Source organism: Haloarcula nitratireducens, from assembly GCF_019599505.1.
The window spans coordinates 13725-28950 of record NZ_RKLT01000020.1; the positions used below are offsets into that span (position 1 = coordinate 13725).

General features: G+C 58.4%; 17 protein-coding genes and 1 pseudogene. 7 read left to right on the top strand and 11 right to left on the bottom strand.

Features of this window, described 5'->3' with window-relative positions; genetic code table 11:
- Positions 1 to 100 precede the first annotated feature (100 nt).
- On the top strand, positions 101 to 1117 hold the full coding sequence (locus EGH23_RS21505) for a DUF7972 family membrane protein (RefSeq protein WP_483867127.1): 1017 nt from the start codon (positions 101 to 103) through the stop codon (positions 1115 to 1117).
- Between the two features lie 54 nt (positions 1118 to 1171).
- Here the strand turns inward: EGH23_RS21505 and EGH23_RS21510 are convergent, their stop codons facing one another.
- On the bottom strand, positions 1172 to 2170 hold the full coding sequence (locus EGH23_RS21510) for an ion channel (protein WP_220582047.1): 999 nt from the start codon (positions 2168 to 2170) through the stop codon (positions 1172 to 1174).
- 359 nt (positions 2171 to 2529) lie between these two features.
- Complete coding sequence (locus EGH23_RS21515; RefSeq protein ID WP_220582048.1) at positions 2530 to 2727, bottom strand: heavy-metal-associated domain-containing protein; 198 nt, start codon at positions 2725 to 2727, stop codon at positions 2530 to 2532.
- A gap of 377 nt (positions 2728 to 3104) precedes the next feature.
- Between EGH23_RS21515 and EGH23_RS21520 the strand changes: the two genes are divergently transcribed.
- The 3 genes from EGH23_RS21520 to EGH23_RS27105 all read left to right on the top strand — a co-directional run bounded on the left by EGH23_RS21520 (position 3105) and on the right by EGH23_RS27105 (position 4901).
- The gene (locus EGH23_RS21520) at positions 3105 to 3695 is read left to right on the top strand and encodes a helix-turn-helix transcriptional regulator (protein ID WP_220582049.1); all 591 of its coding nucleotides are present in this window, start codon (positions 3105 to 3107) and stop codon (positions 3693 to 3695) included.
- Positions 3696 to 4197: 502 nt separating this feature from the next.
- Complete coding sequence (locus tag EGH23_RS21525) at positions 4198 to 4494, top strand: hypothetical protein (RefSeq protein ID WP_220582050.1); 297 nt, start codon at positions 4198 to 4200, stop codon at positions 4492 to 4494.
- Positions 4495 to 4688: 194 nt separating this feature from the next.
- Positions 4689 to 4901: an SHOCT domain-containing protein gene (locus EGH23_RS27105; protein WP_328766761.1), complete on the top strand. Its 213-nt coding sequence runs from the start codon at positions 4689 to 4691 to the stop codon at positions 4899 to 4901.
- Between the two features lie 8 nt (positions 4902 to 4909).
- Here EGH23_RS27105 and EGH23_RS21535 read toward each other — a convergent pair whose 3' ends face one another.
- Positions 4910 to 5695: a DUF4396 domain-containing protein gene (locus EGH23_RS21535; protein WP_220582051.1), complete on the bottom strand. Its 786-nt coding sequence runs from the start codon at positions 5693 to 5695 to the stop codon at positions 4910 to 4912.
- Between the two features lie 411 nt (positions 5696 to 6106).
- Here EGH23_RS21535 and EGH23_RS21540 point away from each other — a divergent pair, with 411 nt between their 5' ends.
- The gene (locus EGH23_RS21540) at positions 6107 to 6796 is read left to right on the top strand and encodes a TVP38/TMEM64 family protein (protein ID WP_220582052.1); all 690 of its coding nucleotides are present in this window, start codon (positions 6107 to 6109) and stop codon (positions 6794 to 6796) included.
- Positions 6797 to 7367: 571 nt separating this feature from the next.
- On the opposite strand, the gene EGH23_RS21545 is transcribed toward EGH23_RS21540, so the two are convergent.
- Complete coding sequence (locus tag EGH23_RS21545) at positions 7368 to 8048, bottom strand: TOBE domain-containing protein (RefSeq protein ID WP_220582053.1); 681 nt, start codon at positions 8046 to 8048, stop codon at positions 7368 to 7370.
- Between the two features lie 53 nt (positions 8049 to 8101).
- On the opposite strand from EGH23_RS21545, the gene EGH23_RS21550 reads away from it, so the two are divergent.
- Together EGH23_RS21550 and EGH23_RS21555 are read left to right on the top strand one after the other, a co-directional pair.
- Positions 8102 to 8998 (top strand): extracellular solute-binding protein, encoded by an 897-nt coding sequence (locus EGH23_RS21550; protein WP_220582054.1) that lies wholly within the window; start codon positions 8102 to 8104, stop codon positions 8996 to 8998.
- A complete protein-coding gene (locus tag EGH23_RS21555; protein ID WP_220582055.1) occupies positions 8973 to 9782 on the top strand; it encodes an ABC transporter permease in 810 nt (269 codons plus the stop codon). The genes EGH23_RS21550 and EGH23_RS21555 overlap by 26 nt, the downstream gene beginning before the upstream one ends.
- Before the next feature lie 285 nt (positions 9783 to 10067).
- On the opposite strand, the gene EGH23_RS21560 is transcribed toward EGH23_RS21555, so the two are convergent.
- The 7 genes and pseudogenes from EGH23_RS21560 to EGH23_RS21590 form a co-directional block, all read right to left on the bottom strand.
- Positions 10068 to 10412, bottom strand: coding sequence for a DUF5615 family PIN-like protein (locus EGH23_RS21560; RefSeq protein ID WP_220582056.1), 345 nt, complete (start codon positions 10410 to 10412; stop codon positions 10068 to 10070).
- 1 nt (position 10413) lies between these two features.
- Complete coding sequence (locus EGH23_RS21565; protein ID WP_220582057.1) at positions 10414 to 10707, bottom strand: DUF433 domain-containing protein; 294 nt, start codon at positions 10705 to 10707, stop codon at positions 10414 to 10416.
- Positions 10708 to 11083: 376 nt separating this feature from the next.
- A pseudogene (locus EGH23_RS21570) lies at positions 11084 to 11697 on the bottom strand (hypothetical protein); the annotation flags it as partial.
- A 196-nt stretch (positions 11698 to 11893) separates the two neighbouring features.
- Positions 11894 to 12172, bottom strand: a complete 279-nt coding sequence (locus EGH23_RS21575; protein ID WP_220582058.1) for a hypothetical protein — start codon at positions 12170 to 12172, stop codon at positions 11894 to 11896.
- A 192-nt stretch (positions 12173 to 12364) separates the two neighbouring features.
- Positions 12365 to 13639, bottom strand: coding sequence for a TRAP transporter large permease (locus EGH23_RS21580; RefSeq protein WP_220582059.1), 1275 nt, complete (start codon positions 13637 to 13639; stop codon positions 12365 to 12367).
- Between the two features lies 1 nt (position 13640).
- Positions 13641 to 14207 carry a TRAP transporter small permease gene (locus EGH23_RS21585; protein ID WP_220582060.1) on the bottom strand — a complete coding sequence of 189 codons (567 nt, stop codon included), beginning with the start codon at positions 14205 to 14207 and terminating at the stop codon, positions 13641 to 13643.
- A gap of 45 nt (positions 14208 to 14252) precedes the next feature.
- Entirely contained in the window at positions 14253 to 15164 is a 912-nt protein-coding gene (locus EGH23_RS21590) for a TRAP transporter substrate-binding protein (RefSeq protein ID WP_220582061.1), read from the bottom strand.
- Between the last annotated feature and the right edge of the window lie 62 nt (positions 15165 to 15226).

A 15226-nucleotide genomic window follows, 5' to 3' on the forward strand; every position in this document is an offset into this window, starting at 1 on the left:
TCGATGTTGGCATTCTCATCCGCTGAGACGGGGAATTGTGCGACCCTTGCGGATGCCAACAACGACGATTTACGGTCGTCTCCCTTAATTCGCGACTACGATGTCCGATAAGTTAAGACGGGAACTAGAGCAGTTCCAAAGTTGGGTTTATCGCGACAAATCTACGTTCTCGGAAATGCGAGATTGGGTGTTTTTCAGCGGCAATCGAGCGTTAGTAGCTAGCCTAATCGGGCTCGCGACATTCCTGTCCCTATATGCAGCACACATCGTCGGTGTGATTTCGTTCGACTACTCTGCAGGTATGACCCGTCTTTCGACCGGCATCGTGGCCGGTGAGTTTTCGTTACTGACTATCGCGCTTTCGATAAACCAGTTGATAATCTCTCAGGAAACGGGCCCGGCAGGGCAGATACAGCAGCGACTCGACGGTATGATGGATTTTCGACAACGGTTCGAGCGGGCAACTGAGATCGATACGACACCTTCGGAACCCGTCGAGATGCTCAGCGTTCTCGCGGACAGCACGTTGAATGAAGTCGATCGGCTAAATACAGCGAAGTCCGAGATCACGAACTCAGAACTTCGTGGCTTGATCGAGGAGTACTGCGACACAACCGATCAGAACATAAAATATCTCGACCAGAACCTGAGCGGTTCGGGGCCCTTCAACGCTCTCTCTGCCACTATTACCGATAATTATGGATGGCACGCTCACATTGCACGAATGATACGTGGGGAGTATGAAGACGCTCTTCCCGACGACGCTTCCGATTCGCTCGAATCGATTATCGAGCTTATGAAGGTGTTCAGCATCGCTCGGGCCCATTTCAAGACTCTCTACACGCGTCGCGAACTGGGAGAAGCATCTCGACTAATCCTGGCAGTCGGTATCCCCGGTCTCCTGAGTGGAGTCGTTCTGAACACGATCTACGGTAGCAATGGTGCCACAACGGTGCCGGACCCGCTTCTTCCCATAACAGCGGTTCTCCTAATCACGATCGCTAGCCTCCCTATCGCGTTTCTAGCTAGCTATATCCTCCGTACTGCGACGATCGCGCGACGGACCGCCAATATCGGACCGATGGTGCTCGAAAAGGAGTCACTAACGGAAGCATAGAGTAGTCGATCTGATTTCGCGTCCCATGCCCATCGGTGACGCACGTGTGTAGTCCTACTTTTCCTCGGACCTCGGCCACTGACGCGCGTCCATCTGGATTATTCCGTGCATAGTCCGCCGTCGCTCGTCTAATCCTTCGAGCGCGTCGTCGAACTCTTCCTGAGAAACTGTTGGGACGTCTGCTTCCCGGAGAACAGCGAGGTCGGGTGTTGGCGGCCGCTCGTCGGCTGGCGGCGCAAATGTGCTGACTGTGTCGAGGTAGCTCTGGACGCTCGACCGCGCGCTCTCGACGACCGAATCGGCGGGTCCGTGCTCTTCGGGCGTCGCTCGCTGCCAGAGAGTCAGGGCGTCGTCGAGGCTGGCGACGCTCATTACGGCTGCGGCCTCGCGGTCGTCGGTGTAGAAGTAGTGAAGGATCGGGTAGGCCTTGTGGTTGGCGATCAGTTCGTTCAGCGACGTAGTGATGCTGTTGAGCGGGAGCGCAACGCCGTCGAACTCATCGCCGTTCCAGGCGGTAGCGACGATCGATTCGCCGTCTCGCCCGAGCCCGCTCACGTTCCGCGCGAACGAGCGTTTCTGCGTAACTGCATCGAGGACCGAGAGGACGTACGTGATGCTCAAGGTCACCAATAGCATGCCGCTGGCAGTCATCAGCGCCGTCAGGACCTGCCAGAGCTCCCCCTGCGGTGCGAAGTCGCCGTTGCCCATCGTGAACAGCGAATAGCCGACGAAATAGAAGCGTTCGGCCCAGGAGATGGGGCCCGCGGCGATAGTGTCTTTCAGCGCGCTGTCGGCGCTCGCAAAGACGAACACCCACCCGACCCAGAGGAGGACGATCCACATTCCCAGACCGAGGGCGAGGACCAGCGGACCGGCGAGCGTTCGAAGGCGAGGGTACCGGGTACCGAGACGGCGTAGGGGCTTCCAAGTCCAGAACATCAGGCGCTCCGTGAGGGGCCCCGAACCGCCCTCGATCCAGAGCGTCGTCCACAGGAGGTCGATCACGGCGATACCGAGGAGACCAACGCCGAAACCGAAATAGAGTTCGTTCACCGGTTACGTATCCTCTTCAGTTGTGTTCTGCTGTAGCGAACCGACGCGGGCGGATATTTAGTCCGTGTGCTCAGTTCTGTGAATGACATAGTCCGTGGAATAACTGAAACGATGCGAGACTGTGAGTTCTCGTCCGCTGTTCGATGACTCGTGATACGACTTCGTTGGGGCGGGACGCTTTCCACAGTTACGGCTCAGCTTCTAAAGTGAGGCGCGTTACTGATACCGGTCCTTACCAACGTCTTCAGTTCGAGGCGAGCACCGTTGTACGTCCCGCTCGGCGGCGGTGTTCCGGATGACGGAGACGATAGGTGATCGGAGTCGACTTCGACGTTCGCCGACGTGCGTTCGAGGCTTTCTCAGGCGTGTGCGGTGTATCCAGCGTCCTCGACGGCCTGGACGAGTGCCGTGGTGTCGACGTCGCCGTCGACACGCGCCTGTTCGGCCTCTCGGTCGGCGGTCGCGTCGGTTACGTCGCTCACCTCACGAAGCGCTTCTTCGACTGTCTGCTCACAGTGACCGCAGGTCATTCCCTCGACAGTAATGGTCGTTGGCATCCACAAACACGTACGCCGTCCTCTCTTATGCGGATTGTCCCTTCGAATCAGTGGGTCGAGTGCGGCCCTGAGTTTAGAAACCAAGCGTATCCCATCGGGCGATTTAGAGGCGTGTCCGATTCGTCCGCTCGGCTCCTTTCGGATCTGTCCCCGTTAGCGGGCTATCATCCGCCGGAAACTAAACTCAATAGTCTCCAGAACAACGCTCACGGATATTAGGAACGAGGCCTCCGCAAAGTCAGGTGCGTTACGCACCACTGCCCCCTGTTCGTATGGCGAGGCTAGACCGGAGTCTTGCTCCAAGCAATCAAAACTGCTACGGCGCTGTCTCGCCAACGAGCAGGTATGTCCGAGCGAGTCGGAGTGAGGTGGGATGAATGAACCGACGCCGAGCTGACGCAGGTATCGGATTGCTCATCGCTGCCGTCCTCCTCGTCGGCGGTGCGCTCAGCTGGCGGGCGTATCAGCAGCAGCGAGCCTTCGACCAGATGGGATCGATGATGGGAACGTCGATGGGGACCGTCCACGGGACGAATCCGCTCTGGTACGTTCTCGGGACGTTGCTCGTCGCCGCTGTCGTCGGTGGCATCTATCTCACCGTCCGCGACGACCTCTCAGTAGCTGCGAGTGCTCAACCGTTGAACGAGTCATCGAGCGCGGCCAGCGAGGAGGTCGACGGCTCACCGCAGAGTGACGTTCAACCGGACGGCGCGCTCAACCCGGAAGAGCAGCCCCAGACTCGTGTCCTCGACCTCCTGCCGGACGACGAACGCCGGGTTCTCGAACCGGTGCTCTCCTCGCCCGGCATCACACAGATCGAACTGCGGGATCGCTCGGACTTCTCGAAGAGCAAGGTGAGCCAGACAGTGAGTGCCCTCGAAAAGCGCGGCCTGTTGTACCGCGAACGGCAGGGACGGACGTATCGCGTCTATCCGAGCGAGGACTTACAGCAGAATCAGGCCCAGTAGCGCCGCGCGATCGGGAAAACCGAAAGCACCGGTCGGCAGCGTGGGGGCGCTCGCCGTATGCCCGATTGCCGATCGAGCCCGCGCTGTGAAACCAGTAGGCGGATATGAAGAAGACCGTCGCGAGGACGTTCAGAACCATCTCGTAGTTCGTTCTCGGTTTCGACTTCGGCGATCCGGGCACTCGATGGATCCGGGACGGATCCCGCTCCGGGGAAGGGGAAGTAGATGACAAAGCCCGTGAGCACGGCCGAGACGAGGATCGTCCCCGAGCATTCCCCGCTCGGACCACTGCTTGTCGGCGAGCGCCTTCCACCTCTAGCCTTGGTCCTATCTCGTCAGAAGGGGGTAGGCGTTACCCGAACGACTTTGAGCCAGGTGAACGGTTCTATTCCTGAGAAACGTTTAGATTGCTCTATACACGTTCTCGAACGTTCTCCTACGTGGGTTCACACCCATCGCGCTAACTCTCGAGCGGTTCTACGAGTAACTGAGGCGAAGCACAATGACCAACATCACCATCGGCCGCTGGCTGCTCGCGGCGCTCGCGATCGTCGGACTCGCGTTCGTCCCGGGTTTGGTCAGCGCACACGGCACCACAACGACTGCAGACGACGCGCCCCCGTACAATGAGACCGCCGACGACTGGGCGACCTGGATGGAAGGCCACACGACCGACCACATGGGTCCCGGTATCGTCGAGTGGATGGAATCCCACACGGGTGAGACCGTCGACGAGATGACCCAGGACATGGGTGACGACGACCACGACCGCGGGATGCATGGACAGGGCCACTGCTGACGACTCCTGACCGTCCCGTACGAATCGGACGCTCACCCACACTCCCCACCAGTTCACGATTACGACGCAATTCGCTCCTCACCTCGGACGCACTGCTCGTCGACTCGTGCTACTCGTCGTCCCGTTGCTAGTCGCGACGACGGGTACGGCTGCGGCCTACGGTGCCGGGAGTTCCGGCGGCGGCACGATGGGCGGTGGGGACTCTTCGGCAGCGGAATGGGCCTCTGGAGGCGTCTCTGGCTGGGGCTGTTACTCCTGATTCCGCTCTATCTCATCTTCGCGTCGCGAGGCGTGGCGGAGTCGGAACTCGCGAACGGCCGCTGTCGATTCTTCGAGAGCGCTACGCGCGTGGTGACCTCTCCGAGGACGAATTTGAACGGCGGCGAACACTGGAACGCGTCGAGTGAATACGCCCTCAGTCGGCCGCCGTACTCCGGCCGCCACTGGGACTGCCGTCCATCTCGGCCGGGTTGCCCATTCCCTCTTTCACGCCGGCAGCGATGAGCGCGACGTTGACGGGGTAGGCGGCGAAGAACCCGATGGTCAGCGAGAACAGCAGGGCCGTCCAGAACAGCGGCGTCGTCCAGCCCGCCTCACCGGCCAGCAGCAGGTCGGTGCCGATGGCGACGATTTCCATGATGGTGATGCTGGGCGTCTCGCTCCAGATGGCGTCCCACATCGCTTCCTTGAAGCCGACACCCTCCTGCAGCAGTGGGCCCACGGTCAACGCGAACCCGCCGACGAACGCCAGCGTGAACGTTAGCGCGACCACCCAGAGCGTCGAGAAACTGAGGATGATGGTCGCGGAAGTGATGCCGATCACCTCACCGATTCCGCACCCGGAGTAGCAGTGCGAAGTCGAGCGGAAGCCCTGTTTCCACAGCGAATCGCTGTCGAGCTGTGTTCGGCCCGTCAACCAGTACACGCCGAGGCCGAACAGCCCGGAGTAGGCGATGACGAGCGACCAGACGAACTTCATGAGCGACGGGATGTTCTGATTGTATTTCTCGAAGTCCCACCACAGTACGCCCAGTGAAACGATATTGACTGTAAGCCAGATACCCAGCGTCCACCCGCTCGACAGGATCGGCTTGATGACATCTCGAGCGGGCGCGAGCGTCCGCTCGATCTGGTGTGCCCATTGGAGCGCCCACTCCGGGACGGGCGAACTCGCCAGTGCCAGTATTGGTTGTTCCAACATAGAAGGTCTCTATGTGCCTCCTGACTTTTTGAGTTCTGGCTTGAATGAACAGCCTCAAAATCGAGATTTCTTTTGATTCTAAAACTCTAAGTATCACCCATGGTCTACGAGACCGGCGACGGCAGTGTCGTCGTCAGTGTGGTTGACCCCCGTTCGTGGCATGATCACTCATCCCACTGCTGACGAATTAGGTTGCTCCCGGTTCTTGCAGCTGCCACACAGCCGCGGCAGCAGCAAGGCAGTACCACTGCGTCCAATAGCGCTCGAGAAACGGGATATTGAGGTATAGTACACTGACGGTTGTACCAGCCGAGAAAGAGAAGTATTGTGTCTCTCTGTTGTGATGAAGACTATCGAGAAACGCGGCCAGAGGACAAGATTCATGCTGGCCTATGACTCGTGATGAAACGAATGCGTGTCTTCTCCTCCAGAGCTGACCTCCGGCGCGGAGTGGTGGGACTCGCTCTCTTGCTTATCGCATTCGTGGCTGCATATCTTGGTGCTCGTCAGTACGCACCGTTTATTTTCGATGTTCAGGCACTCCGTGAGTGGATCAGCCAGTTTGGTGTTTTCGCGCCACTCGTTTTCGTTTTTATCCAAGCCCTGCAAGTCGTCGTCGCTCCAGTGCCTGGACAGATCGTCGCACTCGTCGCTGGATACCTGTTCGGCCCGGTCGCGGGAACCGTATACAGTCTTACCGGTGTGTTGCTGGGCAGTGCAGTCGCGTTCAGTCTTGCTAAGCGGTTTGGGCGACCGATGGTCGAACGTCTGCTTCACGAAGATGTGATGACCCGCTTCGATGGGTTCGTCGACCGGGTCGGCATTCCGGGGTTGTTAGCATTCGTACTCATTCCCGGGCTCCCAGATGACGCAATCTGTTTTCTGAGTGGCCTTACGACATGGCGACTCCGAACGTTTCTCGCCGTTATTATCGTCGGCCGCCTCCCGGCATACGTTATTACCGTCTACGCCGGCGGTGAGCTGGCCAATGGACAGGTCATCTCGGCAGTAGCGTTGATCGGCGCTGTTGTCCTCTTTTCTGTGATCGGCTATCAGAAACAGGATGCGATCCGAGAACTGATTCAGCAGGTTGGGTCCTGAGTTCCTCTTCGAGTGGCGTCGTTGACGTCGTCGGCGCGTCAGCATAAGGGGTTGCTTATCTGCTAACCAACGGTTGCCTGTATTATCCGGGGCTTGTTGGTTAGCTAGTGATTCTTCAATACGGCATCTATACTTTCAAAACAAACTACTACCCAACAACGGCCACTAGCAGTGGTTAGTTTTGAGAGTGTCAATCCAATCCGATGATAACGGCGAGGGCAACAATCGATGACGGAAGTTTAGTCGAAACGGATGGGGTACTCGTGTTCAAGCGCGTCATAGATGTCGCGATTCGACTCACGGTCGGCCATTGCGACACGTCGAACTAATTCCCGACGAATGTCGTTCCTCACTTCGTCAAGCGGGGAGGCGGAGTCGGTCAGTCCTCAGTGGCCATATCCGAGGGGATGTCCTGCATGCGATTACTCGTTTCTCAATCCAGCATCTTGCTGGTATTCCACCCCTGGTGGAAGCCCCGCCGTTCACGGCGGGCGAGGATGGCACGTCGAAACAACGAGTCCAGTGGTCACCTCAACGACTGGCGGATAGTCCGGTGGGGCTACGGGACGCGTCAGATCGGTAGGGCACGAGTCGCCGTCGCTTTGAACGTCGCGACGACAGGGTCGCCGGGGGAGAGAGACAGTTCTTCAAGCGAATCGCGTGTGACTAACACCGGCAGCGAAAACTCCCCCGCGACATCCACGACGACTCGGCCGGTTGTCTCCCGTCGCTGCACGTGGTCGACCGTCCCCTCGAATCGATTGCGTGCGCTGGTCGCCCCCGCTGGGGGCGCCGACGCCGGGCTGTGGAGGGTGATGGCATCGGCCCTGAGGACGACGTGGACTGTTGGGCCGCCGTCCGAGACAAGTGCGCGAACGGTCCCGGCCGCGGTTTCGACCGTCGCCAGTTCGCCATCACGAGCGACGACCGTTCCGGAGATGGCCACTTCCTCGACTGACGCCGTGTCTTCAAGTGCCGCTTGGAGGCGAGCAAATTTCGTGAGGAGGTCGCGACCGTCGTCAGTCAGTTGACTCCCGCCGCCGCCGTCGCCCCCACGGCGACGTTTTACAATCGGTCCGAGCTCGGACTCGAGCGCCGTGATGCGCTTCTGCACTCGTGAGTACGAGCGTCCGAGAGACGACGCCGCGGCATTCAGTGACCCCTCGTCGTCGATGGCCCGGAGTAACGCTGCGTCATCCTCATTGAACGTGTCCGACCCGATTCGGAGGTGGGCTTCGAAGCCAGCGTCCATACGGGTGTCCACGGGCCGAAATCGTTATGTCTGTTTCGGCATAACGACGGGCTATGGATTACTCACGGCGGCAGGTTCTCGGGGCGCTGGGGGCCGGGAGCGTCCTCGTCGGGGGGTTTGCGGTGTCCAGCGGCCGACAGCGGAATGATGTCTCTATCCTCGCGGCCGGAAGCCTGAACGACGCGCTCGAAAACGGCCTCCGGGCGGACGTGGCGGTGCCCCTCAGAGTGGAGGCACACGGGTCCGCTCGGGTCGCTCGCCTCGTGGCGGACGAACAGAAAGACCCCGACATCGTCTCGGTCGCGGACGCCGCGCTGTTCGATTCACCGCTCGACCCGGCGTGGTTCTGCGAGTTCGCGACGAACTCGCTCGTCGTCGCCTACAATCCTGAGACCGAAGGCGGGCGGAGAGTCGCCGACGCTGGGAGCGACGGGTGGTATCGATCGCTGTCGGACGGGTCGGTCACGCTTGGCCGCACCGACCCGGACCTGGATCCTCTCGGCTACCGGACGCTGTTCATGCTCGACCTCGCGACGAACCACTACGGGACCGATTCCGACCTCCGGACGGTGGTTCCCCAGCGCAGTCGGACGTACCCGGAGACGCGACTCGTCAGTCAGTTCGAGACGGGATCGATAGACGCGGCGGTCACGTATCGAAACATGGCCGTCGAACGTGGTTACGAATATCTCGACCTCCCCCCGGAGATCGACCTGAGCGACCCCCGCTACACCGATCGGTACGCGACGACGAGCTACGAACTGCCGAGTGGAAAGACAGTTCGGGGTGGAGTCATCAGGTACGCCGCGACTGCCCGCGATCGGCGTCAGTCCGTCGCCGACGTCTTCGAGACGCACGTGACGGGCGACTACCTGACCGATTTCGGCTTCGCCGTCCCTAACGACTACCCTCGATACACGGACAATGTCCCTGACGCGTTCACGGACTGACGGCGCTGGCCGTCGGTTCGACTGGCTGTCGGTCACGTTCGTACTGGGCGGTCTGTTACTCTGTTACTACGTCGTTCCGCTCCTCGCGCTCCTGTTTAGTCAACCGCCCAGCGTCATCATCGGCCAGCTGACCGACCCGGCGGTCGTCTCCGCGGCGACGACTTCGTTGACGGGGGCGTCGATCAGTACCACGTTCGGCGCGCTGTTCGGCCTGCCGCTCGCCTACTGGCTGGCGCGGGTGCGCGGGCGGTTGCAGACGCTCGTGACGGCGTTCGTCGTCCTTCCGCTCGTCCTCCCGCCCATCGTCAGCGGGATGGTCCTGCTGACAGTCGTCGGGCCCAACACCGCGCTCGGGAGCCTCGCGGCGGAGAACGGGTTTCCGCTGACCGGCTCGCTTGCGGGGGTCGTCCTGGCGCAGTCGTTCGTTTCCTCGCCTTTCGTCGTCGTCACCGCCAAGGCGGCATTCGAGGGCGTCGACCGGCATCTCGAAGACGCGTCCCGGTCGCTCGGCGAGAGTCGACTGGGGACACTTCGGCGGGTAACGTTCCCGCTCGCGTGGCCGGGGATCGTCGCCGGCGTCACGCTGGCGTTCGCCCGATCGCTTGGCGAGTTCGGTGCGACGATGATGCTCGCGTACTACCCGCGGACGATGCCGGTCCAGATATGGACCTCCTTCACCACGCAGGGACTAGAGACTGCCTTCGCCGTCGCCGTCGTTCTCATCGGCATTGCCGTCGCGACGCTCGTCGTACTCACCGCCCTCGGGACGAACCCGCTGGAGTGACTTCTGATACCAGTCTTAAGAGTCCGTTACATCCGTTGTGAACCACGATTTGGGACTGGTCGCTCCGTTTGGATGACGACCACTCACTCCACCCCTGCAAGAAGAGGGTCGTTCCCGGTTCCTGCAGCTACCAAACAGCAATGTCAGCGGCGACAGGGCACGTGCCACCGCGTTCAATACTTTGGGTCTGTGCCGATTTGATTGTCAACCCAGGCTATATCCGTTCTTTTCCGAGGTAACGGTAAGAATGAACCACCGATTAATTTGGCTCTCAACCAGCTCGAATCAGGCCCACGCGTCAAGTTCCTCACGACCCCTGAATGCATTTCGACTCGGATAGGTATCGACCATCGAGATGAGGGCGGACGCGACGTGATACGCGGGCATCGTGTCGTCATGAAGAAGCACAACACCAGTGTGGGTCTCACTCGAGAGCGCGCCGAAATCCTTCACGTCACTGGTGACGACGATGAGCTCGTGTTCACGAGCGTAGGGGAGGACGTCGTCTTCATCATCGGCTCCCTGCCCAACTGTATCCCGAACGTGGACTGCGAACAGTCCCTCTTTGTCGAGATACGTGGCTACTTTCGGATCGATATTTTCGTCGAGAAGAAACCGCCACGCCGCCATTTCACGCGGTATCCGGTTCGACGCCCTCGGGACGCTCGATTGAGGCCCGGAACGCCTCCATCAGTTCGTCGCGGGCAGCTTCGACGTCGCTCATTTCTCGTGGGTGGTCGTGATAGTACGCGAGTGCGTGGTAGACGTCCGCGACATCTAGGTCGTATCGGTCGGCAACTGTTTCGGGATCGATGCCGCGCTTTTCGACCAGTGCGTACACTTGGCGGACGCTGATACGATGTCCCGTGATGTGGGGTTCGTCCATGAGTTCGTGGGCAATACGGCGAGACTCTCGTTCAGCCATATCCATCAGTATAGCCTCCCGGCGCAAAAGCGTTCGCCCCAGACAGTCTTTGTCGGATCAACGCGGTTCGAACGCCCGCAAACGAGACTTCACGTTGTGGTCCGCTACTTCGCACCTATAACCGGCTCACGTATTTTCGGTGGGTTCTGTAGGGGATAACAATCTCACCGTTGCGTCACACCCGTTATGAGCACGGAATCGAGAGTGGTCGCTCCGTTCGTGTGACGACCACTCACTCCACTCTTGCAAGAATTGGGTCGCTCCCGGTTCCTGCAGCTACCAAACAGCAATGTCAGCGGCGACAGGGCACGTGCCACCGCGTTCATCAACGTCAGTTCTGTGCCGATTCCCTTCTCAATTGGCGCTCGTCACAGGGTTACCCCGAAGACTCCACCACAACGGGCGTGACGCCGCCAGCTGTCGCCTTTCGGTCGCTATCTTCCAAGAGATCGAGGCCGACGTAGCGTTGCTCGACTAAGCTCTCGGCAGTCTCGATGTCCATCACGAACAACCCGGTCTGGGTCTGGTTTCGTCCGACCTGTCGGGTTTTCTTTATAAGATCGTCGCCGCCGATCTCGATCAGCTTCTCCCAGACATACTTGACTGTCTGCCGGTGCGGCTCTTTCCCGAGTTCCGCAGTCAGCGCTGTCTCCACGCATCCTTCGCGAAGCACACGCCGCTCCCGTCAGTCCGTTCGGTCGCAAACTCCGGCCACCGCTTCGCGATACTAATCGCGCGGTAGGTATTCTGGCGATTCGAGCACTCGACGAACATGGTCTTGACTTTGGCCTGCCGCCAGTTCGCGAAGAAATCCAGCGGCGACGAACTCGGTTCGATCCCCTCGGGAAGGGTCTCGGCGTCTTCCTGCTGATCAGGGTCGGCTTCGAGCTGCTGGGCTTTCGCGATCGCACTCTTGGCGACCTCGTGGGTTTCCTCCTGTTGGTCCTCAACATCGTCGAGGCGGCTTTCTGCCTCGGCGGCATTGCCGACATCTATTGGTACCATCCTAATCGTCGTTGACACTCGAACACAACCCTTTCGACTAAAAACTGCAAATTTTAGAGGTTATGTGGCCAAAACCACGCAGAAGATAACTACTTCTCTATTATACGTTTATCTGAGCCCTATCCAATAGGATATATGGGATAACCTTTAACAGAGTACCTCTAACTGGAAATTCCAGGTATCAATCGACGCTAGGCTCGATAGGTGCTTCGGAAGAAGAGTCTTCTTCCGGTGTACTCATATCTGTACTGTCGTTTAGGTAGTCAACGAGTATGAAATCGAGTGCGATGAGCGCGGACGCTACTAGGAGTGTGAGGAACTGCGCGACGTTCCCAAAGAATGGACCTTGTTCGAGAAACGGGATGACCTGGGAGTCGAGCAAGAGATTCACGAAGAAGATCAGCGCCAAAATCCCGCTTGTGTACCGAGCTGTTCTCTGGACTGTGGTAATCCTCGTCATCGTCTACCATTTTCATTAGCAGGTACAAATATCCTTGGGAATTAATCAGGATGTTTACACTCTATTTTCGAGTCGAACAGTGGTCTGTTCGCTGACCTAAACGAATCCTCTGAACTCGCCCAGTGCGTGACGTTCGCGGGCGAGGATCGATAGTTGCTCTAGCAAATTCTATCTCTGAAAGCGCTGTAGGGATTAGATACCCCACATCGAGAGAACGGGGAACCAGGCGATCAACAAGATAATCGCCAACATGGCCAGCATAAACGGCACCGCGTCTCTCGCGATATCAGTGATGGACTCGCCGCTGACACCGGACATCACGTAGAGATTGAGGCCGATCGGCGGAGTAATGAATCCGACTGCAAGTGCGGAAATAAAGAAGACACTGAAATGCACTGGATGCATGCCGATTCGCTCGCCGATGGGAAGCAGTATCGGACCCAAGACGAGGATATTCGGGGTCGTCTCCATGATCGCTCCGGCCATAAAGAGAATCACGATCATGATGAGCGTCACGAGATAGAAGTTCGTCGTCGTTCCAATGACTGCACTCACCAACGCTTCCGGAATGCCAAGTGCGGAGAGTGCTTGGCTAAAGAGAAGTGCGATCGCGATTATCGGAGCGATGACCCCATTGACTAATGCACTCCGTTCCAGCATTTCGGGAAACTGTGGGAGCGATAGTCGCTGCAGCACTACGCCAATCACGATAGTCGTAATGACCGCGACTGCAGATGCTTCGGTCGGCGTGAACACCCCGGAATAAATCCCACCGAGGATAATGAACGGGATCAGGAGCCCGTATTTTGCGTCCCAGACGCTGTAACCGATATCTCCCAGTTCAGGGTGTCCGGTCCCGGATTCGTATCCGTGGACTCGGTTCATGACGACGTTCATCACGACCATTCCGAGTAGTATCGCGACGCCGGGAATCAACGCCGCAAGAAAGAGCGTCGACGCGGAAATACCGAACACGAGTCCGACGATGATGTACGAGATGCTCGGCGGGATGAGGATACCGGTCGACGCACCGCTCGCGACGATCGAACTGGCATAAGAACGGCTGTATCCGCGTTCTTCGAGACGGTCTAACGTGATTCGACCCAACGCTGCCGCATCTGACGCGTTGGAGCCGCTGATAGCCGCGAACAGGCCACAACCGAACAGCGTTGCCGTGCCCATCCCGGTACGGAATCCACCGAAGATACTCTGCGTGAAGTTCAGCAGCTTCCGTGAGAAGCCAGTTTCGACGATTGCGTCCCCCGTCAGGATGAACAGCGGAACGGCGATGAGGGCGAAGGCATCCAGCCCAGTGAAGAGCGTCTGGCCTAACAACACCGTCGGCAGGACGTTCGTCACTTGGAGAAGGAGGTACCCTCCGATTCCTAACGAAGCGAATACCGGAATCCCGAGCAGAATCAAAATCGCGGTCAGGACCAGGATACCGATGATAGTGGCAGAGACCATATTACGAGAACAGCTCCTCTCCTTTATACACCGGGCGACCCGCCCGAACGTCTTGAACGTCTCGGTACAGCGCCTGCAACACTCGAACTCCGAGCAGCGTCATTCCGATTGGTACTGCCACTTGGAAGTAGATCATGTCGACACGAAGTGCTTCCGTAACCGCTCCGAACTGGAGTTGGGTCTGGATTTGTGGAATTGTCCATCGGATAGCGACTACGACGAAGGCGAAGGTAACGATGTCACCAAGAATATACAGTAGCCCGGTCACTCGCTCCGAGACATACTGATGGAGGATGTCGATACGGATGTGCAACCGCTCGTTGACACCCCAACTAGCTCCGATCCAGGTGAGGTAGATGAACATGTATCGCGCCGTTTCCTCGCCCCAGAGACTGGCGTTATTGAGAACGAATCGACGAAACACCTCAATGCCGATAATCGCGATAATATACACGTAGAACGAGAGGAGAAGATATCTCTCTAGGTTTTCGTTCAGCGCCTGTGCAAGTTTCGACGTTCTATTCACAGTCCTTCCTGAATCGGTAGCTTGCGGCGTTCTTTCGGACATAGTCTGGTATCTCTCTGGTCTGTTACCCAACGTATTGTCGAAACTTCAGCTCGGGATTTCGAACTCGCTCTGTTTCTCCGTCGCCTTCTCTAGTGCTTTGAACGTCTCCATGTCGCCTGCGAGCTTCTTTTTCCAACTCTCCCATTCGGACCGCTGATAGCCCACTTTATCCTTCCACTTCTGGATCTGGCTGTCCGACGGGTCGTGGATTTTCACACCAGCCTCCTCGAGCTGGCTGATCGATTCCTGCCGGGACTTTGGCACTTGATCGAGATTCGCCTTGAACGTCTGTTTTGCTGCCGTATCGACCGCTTCTTTGAGATTGTCCGGGAGTTTCTGATACCACTGACGGTTCATCGCATACACCTGCGCGTCCTCGACCATTTTGATACGCGTGATGTGCGAGACCAAGTCGCTGAATCCGAACGCGACGAACGCTTCGATCGAAACGTGCAGGGAGTCTGCGACGCCTTCTTCAATTGCAGTGGGAGTCTCGCCCCATGGGATAGGCGTCGGGTTGGCGCCGGCCATGTTCCACGACTCCTTGAGGATCTCGGACCCAGGGATTCGGTGTTTGTATCCTTTCATATCGGAGGGCGTCATCACCTTGCTTTTCCCCTTCCCGACGCCGACCGCCCGGGGATCAATGACGAGGTAGAAGAGCGGCTCGAACCCGTTAGACCGAATTTTATTGTGGACGTTGTCTTCCCACGCTTTACTCGTAACCAGATTGACGAACTGTTGGTTCGTCCCGGCGAAGTACGGCAGATTCACCAGGTCCACCGCCGAAGCGTACGGTGAGAAGTTCGAGAACGAGAACTGCGCGGCTTGGACCGTCCCGGACTGGACTTTCTGGGCGAGCTGTGATCCCGATCCTAAGACGCCGTTCGGGTGAAGCTTCACCGAGATTTGTCCGTTCGAAGCTTCTTCGACGTTCTTTTTGAACTCCTGTTGCATCACCGGGTACACTTTCGTCGTGCCGATTTTGTACGCGGTGGCGACATCCATCTGATAGGATT

Excerpts from the sequence above, each read along its gene's own strand:
- EGH23_RS21505 (WP_483867127.1), top strand. The coding sequence starts at position 101 with ATGTCCGATAAGTTAAGACGGGAACTAGAGCAGTTCCAAAGTTGGGTT.
- EGH23_RS21515 (WP_220582048.1), bottom strand. The coding sequence starts at position 2,727 with ATGCCAACGACCATTACTGTCGAGGGAATGACCTGCGGTCACTGTGAG.
- EGH23_RS21520 (WP_220582049.1), top strand. The coding sequence starts at position 3,105 with ATGAACCGACGCCGAGCTGACGCAGGTATCGGATTGCTCATCGCTGCC.
- EGH23_RS21525 (WP_220582050.1), top strand. The coding sequence starts at position 4,198 with ATGACCAACATCACCATCGGCCGCTGGCTGCTCGCGGCGCTCGCGATC.
- EGH23_RS21535 (WP_220582051.1), bottom strand. The coding sequence starts at position 5,695 with ATGTTGGAACAACCAATACTGGCACTGGCGAGTTCGCCCGTCCCGGAG.
- EGH23_RS21540 (WP_220582052.1), top strand. The coding sequence starts at position 6,107 with ATGCGTGTCTTCTCCTCCAGAGCTGACCTCCGGCGCGGAGTGGTGGGA.
- EGH23_RS21545 (WP_220582053.1), bottom strand. The coding sequence starts at position 8,048 with ATGGACGCTGGCTTCGAAGCCCACCTCCGAATCGGGTCGGACACGTTC.
- EGH23_RS21550 (WP_220582054.1), top strand. The coding sequence starts at position 8,102 with ATGGATTACTCACGGCGGCAGGTTCTCGGGGCGCTGGGGGCCGGGAGC.
- EGH23_RS21555 (WP_220582055.1), top strand. The coding sequence starts at position 8,973 with ATGTCCCTGACGCGTTCACGGACTGACGGCGCTGGCCGTCGGTTCGAC.
- EGH23_RS21560 (WP_220582056.1), bottom strand. The coding sequence starts at position 10,412 with ATGGCGGCGTGGCGGTTTCTTCTCGACGAAAATATCGATCCGAAAGTA.
- EGH23_RS21565 (WP_220582057.1), bottom strand. The coding sequence starts at position 10,707 with ATGGCTGAACGAGAGTCTCGCCGTATTGCCCACGAACTCATGGACGAA.
- EGH23_RS21575 (WP_220582058.1), bottom strand. The coding sequence starts at position 12,172 with ATGACGAGGATTACCACAGTCCAGAGAACAGCTCGGTACACAAGCGGG.
- EGH23_RS21580 (WP_220582059.1), bottom strand. The coding sequence starts at position 13,639 with ATGGTCTCTGCCACTATCATCGGTATCCTGGTCCTGACCGCGATTTTG.
- EGH23_RS21585 (WP_220582060.1), bottom strand. The coding sequence starts at position 14,207 with ATGTCCGAAAGAACGCCGCAAGCTACCGATTCAGGAAGGACTGTGAAT.
- EGH23_RS21590 (WP_220582061.1), bottom strand. The coding sequence starts at position 15,164 with ATGCAACAGGAGTTCAAAAAGAACGTCGAAGAAGCTTCGAACGGACAA.